Consider the following 5,606-nt stretch of genomic DNA (forward strand, 5'->3'; position numbering starts at 1 on the left):
TTGCAGGAAGGTGTTGACGGGTGCGGGGATGGTCCGTATAGTTCGGTTTCTCCGCTGCAGACACAACAGCGAAACAGCGAAAACGAAAGAGTTTAGCAGGGTTTCAGTGTCTGGTGGCAAACGATCTTTAACAAATTACAGCCGATGAGTGTGGGTGCCTGGCAAGACGAAATATGGCACTCGCACTCAAGAAAAGACGAAATGCAAATTTTGTCATTTCGAGAGTTTTAAGCGAGCGCAAATGAAGTAACAGGAATTGAACTCAAGAGTTTGATCCTGGCTCAGATTGAACGCTGGCGGCATGCTTTACACATGCAAGTCGAACGGACTTGAAGGGCTTGCTCTTCAAGTTAGTGGCGAACGGGTGAGTAATGCATCGGAACGTACCGTGTGATGGGGGATAACTTTCCGAAAGGAAGGCTAATACCGCATACGCCCTGAGGGGGAAAGAGGGGGATCGCAAGACCTCTTGTCATACGAGCGGCCGATGTCGGATTAGCTAGTTGGTGAGGTAAAGGCTCACCAAGGCGACGATCCGTAGCGGGTCTGAGAGGACGACCCGCCACACTGGGACTGAGACACGGCCCAGACTCCTACGGGAGGCAGCAGTGGGGAATCTTGGACAATGGGCGCAAGCCTGATCCAGCAATGCCGCGTGGGTGAAGAAGGCCTTCGGGTTGTAAAGCCCTTTTGTCAGGGAGCAAATCCTTGTAGCTAATATCTACTGGGGATGAGAGTACCTGAAGAATAAGGACCGGCTAACTACGTGCCAGCAGCCGCGGTAATACGTAGGGTCCAAGCGTTAATCGGAATTACTGGGCGTAAAGCGTGCGCAGGTGGCTTGTTAAGACCGATGTGAAATCCCCGGGCTCAACCTGGGAACTGCATTGGTGACTGGCTCGCTAGAGTACGGCAGAGGGGGGTGGAATTCCACGTGTAGCAGTGAAATGCGTAGAGATGTGGAGGAACACCGATGGCGAAGGCAACCCCCTGGGCTGATACTGACACTCATGCACGAAAGCGTGGGGAGCAAACAGGATTAGATACCCTGGTAGTCCACGCCCTAAACGATGTCTACTAGTTGTCGGGGTTTTCGGACCTTGGTAACGCAGCTAACGCGTGAAGTAGACCGCCTGGGGAGTACGGTCGCAAGATTAAAACTCAAAGGAATTGACGGGGGCCCGCACAAGCGGTGGATGATGTGGATTAATTCGATGCAACGCGAAAAACCTTACCTGGTCTTGACATGTCGAGAACCCCGGAGAGATCTGGGGGTGCCGCAAGGAACTCGAACACAGGTGCTGCATGGCTGTCGTCAGCTCGTGTCGTGAGATGTTGGGTTAAGTCCCGCAACGAGCGCAACCCTTGCCATTAGTTGCCAGCATTCAGTTGGGCACTTTAATGGGACTGCCGGTGACAAACCGGAGGAAGGTGGGGATGACGTCAAGTCCTCATGGCCCTTATGACCAGGGCTTCACACGTCATACAATGGTCGGTACAGAGGGCAGCCAACCCGCGAGGGGGAGCCAATCCTTTAAAACCGATCGTAGTCCGGATTGCACTCTGCAACTCGAGTGCATGAAGTCGGAATCGCTAGTAATCGCGGATCAGCATGTCGCGGTGAATACGTTCCCGGGCCTTGTACACACCGCCCGTCACACCATGGGAGTGGGTTTTACCAGAAGTGGCCAGTCTAACCTTCGGGGGGACGGTTACCACGGTAGGATTCATGACTGGGGTGAAGTCGTAACAAGGTAGCCGTAGGGGAACCTGCGGCTGGATCACCTCCTTTCAAGAGAAAGTCTTGTACAGGTATCCACACTCATCGGCTGTAGGTTAAAGATACGGAGAACGTCCCGGGAGACCGGGATGTGATTTGTGGAGCTGGGTCAGTAGCTCAGTCGGTTAGAGCACCGTCTTGATAAGGCGGGGGTCGCTGGTTCGATTCCAGCTTGACCCACCAATGATTCTTCTGTTGGTGAGGCTCGAGCAAGCAAGTCCGCATGCATGAATGGGGGTTTAGCTCAGCTGGGAGAGCACCTGCTTTGCAAGCAGGGGGTCGTCGGTTCGATCCCGTCAACCTCCACCACCACCTGGCGGTGGGGCGGTCAACAAACCACTGCACGCAAGTGGCAGCGGCTTGAAGACTGGAAGTGCGGAACACAAGTCGGCTGTAAATTCTGAAGTTTCCATAAACAAATGTTTTTGGTGAGTGTTTGAATTCACCAAGAAGACTTGTTTCTGATTGCTTCAATCGGAACCCTGATCAATCAGGGACTTCGTATCTGATCTTTAACAAAATGGAAGAAGCAAGACTCAAATTCTGAAGTAATAGATATTGGGTTAGATTGTATCGTTGCTGCACAGTTACGACTGTGTGGTACGCAAACACCTGTAATGCTTGGCTATATGCTGAGGTTATAGGATCAAGCGAATAAGTGCATCTGGTGGATGCCTTGGCGATCACAGGCGATGAAGGACGCGGTAGCCTGCGAAAAGCTACGGGGAGCTGGCAAACGAGCTTTGATCCGTAGATGTCCGAATGGGGAAACCCACCTCTTTTGAGGTATCCATGACTGAATACATAGGTCATGCGAAGCGAACCGGGAGAACTGAAACATCTAAGTACCCCGAGGAAAAGAAATCAACCGAGATTCCGGAAGTAGTGGCGAGCGAAACCGGAGCAGCCTGCATGTGATAGCAGAGATCTTAGTGGAACGGCATGGAAAGGCCGGCGACAGTGGGTGATAGCCCCGTACACGAAAGGGACTCTGTGGTACTGAGCATGCGACAAGTAAGGCGGGACACGAGAAATCCTGTCCGAAGACGGGGGGACCATCCTCCAAGGCTAAATACTCGTGATCGACCGATAGTGAACCAGTACCGTGAGGGAAAGGCGAAAAGAACCCCGGGAGGGGAGTGAAACAGAACCTGAAACCGGATGCATACAAACAGTGGGAGCCTCTGAAAATGGGGTGACTGCGTACCTTTTGTATAATGGGTCAGCGACTTACGTTCAGTAGCAAGCTTAACCGCATAGGGGAGGCGTAGGGAAACCGAGTCCGAACAGGGCGCTTAGTTGCTGGGCGTAGACCCGAAACCAGGTGATCTATCCATGGCCAGGATGAAGGTGCGGTAACACGCACTGGAGGTCCGAACCCACTAGTGTTGCAAAACTAGGGGATGAGCTGTGGATAGGGGTGAAAGGCTAAACAAACCTGGAAATAGCTGGTTCTCCCCGAAAACTATTTAGGTAGTGCCTCGAGTATTACTGACGGGGGTAAAGCACTGTTATGGCTAGGGGGTCATCGCGACTTACCAAACCATGGCAAACTCTGAATACCGTCAAGTATCAGCTCGGGAGACAGACATCGGGTGCTAACGTCCGGTGTCAAGAGGGAAACAACCCAGACCGCCGTCTAAGGTCCCAAATGACATGTTAAGTGGAAAACGAGGTGGGAAGGCACAGACAGCCAGGATGTTGGCTTAGAAGCAGCCATCATTTAAAGAAAGCGTAATAGCTCACTGGTCGAGTCGTCCTGCGCGGAAGATGTAACGGGGCTCAAACATGTAACCGAAGACGCGGATGTGCAGTTTACTGCACGTGGTAGGGGAGCGTTCCGTAGGCCTGTGAAGGTGTGGTGTAAACCATGCTGGAGGTATCGGAAGTGCGAATGCTGACATGAGTAGCGTTAAAACGGGTGAAAAGCCCGTTCGCCGTAAGCCCAAGGTTTCCTGCGCAACGTTCATCGGCGCAGGGTGAGTCGGCCCCTAAGGCGAGGCTGAAAAGCGTAGTCGATGGGAAACAGGTTAATATTCCTGTACTTTGTATTGGTGCGATGTGGGGACGGAGAAGGGTAGGTCAGCCATCTGTTGGAATAGGTGGTTCAAGCGTGTAGGTGTGTGGCTCAGGCAAATCCGGGCTGCTTTAACACTGAGGCGTGATAACGAGGTCTCATTGAGACTGAAGTGATTGATCCCATGCTTCCAGGAAAAGCCACTAAGCTTCAGCCAATACGGAACCGTACCGCAAACCGACACTGGTGGGCAGGATGAGAATTCCAAGGCGCTTGAGAGAACTCAGGAGAAGGAACTCGGCAAATTGACACCGTAACTTCGGGAGAAGGTGTGCCACTGTAGGGTGAAGCGACTTGCTCGTGGAGCCTGAAGTGGTTGCAGTGAAAAGGTGGCTGCGACTGTTTATCAAAAACACAGCTCTCTGCAAAGACGAAAGTCGACGTATAGGGAGTGACGCCTGCCCGGTGCTGGAAGGTTAAGTGATGGGGTGCAAGCTCTTGATCGAAGCCCCAGTAAACGGCGGCCGTAACTATAACGGTCCTAAGGTAGCGAAATTCCTTGTCGGGTAAGTTCCGACCCGCACGAATGGCGTAACGATGGCCACACTGTCTCCTCCTGAGACTCAGCGAAGTTGAAATGTTTGTGAAGATGCAATCTCCCCGCTGCTAGACGGAAAGACCCCGTGAACCTTTACTGTAGCTTTGCATTGGACTTTGAAGTGGTTTGTGTAGGATAGGTGGGAGGCTTTGAAGTGGTGACGCCAGTCATCATGGAGCCGTCCTTGAAATACCACCCTGACCCCTTTGAGGTTCTAACCTTGGTCCGTGATCCGGATCGGGGACCGTGCATGGTAGGCAGTTTGACTGGGGCGGTCTCCTCCCAAAGTGTAACGGAGGAGCTCGAAGGTCACCTAGGTACGGTCGGACATCGTACTGATAGTGTAATGGCACAAGGTGGCTTGACTGCGAGACTGACAAGTCGAGCAGGTGCGAAAGCAGGACATAGTGATCCGGTGGTTCTGAATGGAAGGGCCATCGCTCAACGGATAAAAGGTACTCCGGGGATAACAGGCTGATTCCGCCCAAGAGTTCACATCGACGGCGGAGTTTGGCACCTCGATGTCGGCTCATCACATCCTGGGGCTGTAGCCGGTCCCAAGGGTATGGCTGTTCGCCATTTAAAGTGGTACGTGAGCTGGGTTCAAAACGTCGTGAGACAGTTTGGTCCCTATCTGCAGTGGGCGCTGGAAATTTGAGGGGGGCTGCTCCTAGTACGAGAGGACCGGAGTGGACGCATCTCTGGTGTACCGGTTATCACGCCAGTGGTATCGCCGGGTAGCTAAATGCGGAAGAGATAAGCGCTGAAAGCATCTAAGCGCGAAACTCGCCCCAAGATGAGATTTCCCTGGGATCTTGAATCCCCTGAAGGGTCGTTGAAGACCACAACGTTGATAGGCCAGGTGTGGAAGCGCAGTAATGCGTTAAGCTGACTGGTACTAATTGCCCGTGAGGCTTGATCCTATAACCTGAGTGTGTAGGCAGGTTTGGTGTTGTACGATCTACCCCAAGACACAGAATTTGAAGGCAGCAGGTGAGTAACAGGGCCTGTTGTGAATTGCTTCTTCCGAATCAGAGTGAGCTGTAGACACAGACGAACTCAACCAGTTACGTCTGGCGACCATAGCGAGTTGGCCCCACGCCTTCCCATCCCGAACAGGACCGTGAAACGACTTAGCGCCGATGATAGTGCGGATTACCCGTGTGAAAGTAGGACATTGCCAGACACCCCATAGAAAGCGCCCGTACAGA

2 tRNA genes and 3 rRNA genes are annotated in these 5,606 nt (G+C 52.8%); all 5 read left to right on the forward strand.

What is annotated here, in order from left to right:
• Nucleotides 1–258 precede the first annotated feature (258 nt).
• The 5 genes from IEX44_RS20780 (at nucleotide 259) to rrf (ending at nucleotide 5,581) form a co-directional block, all read left to right on the forward strand.
• Nucleotides 259–1,792: ribosomal RNA gene (locus tag IEX44_RS20780) — 16S ribosomal RNA — on the forward strand.
• A 94-nt stretch (nucleotides 1,793–1,886) separates the two neighbouring features.
• Nucleotides 1,887–1,963 (forward strand) — tRNA-Ile (locus IEX44_RS20785).
• Between the two features lie 50 nt (nucleotides 1,964–2,013).
• A tRNA-Ala gene (locus IEX44_RS20790) sits at nucleotides 2,014–2,089 on the forward strand.
• Nucleotides 2,090–2,424: 335 nt separating this feature from the next.
• Nucleotides 2,425–5,318, forward strand: a 23S ribosomal RNA gene (locus IEX44_RS20795).
• Between the two features lie 149 nt (nucleotides 5,319–5,467).
• A 5S ribosomal RNA gene (gene rrf, locus IEX44_RS20800) occupies nucleotides 5,468–5,581 on the forward strand.
• The 16S, 23S and 5S rRNA genes sit together here with 2 tRNA genes alongside, the layout of an rRNA operon.
• Nucleotides 5,582–5,606 lie beyond the last annotated feature (25 nt).

The organism is Silvimonas amylolytica (assembly GCF_014645555.1).
GTDB lineage: Bacteria > Pseudomonadota > Gammaproteobacteria > Burkholderiales > Chitinibacteraceae > Silvimonas > Silvimonas amylolytica.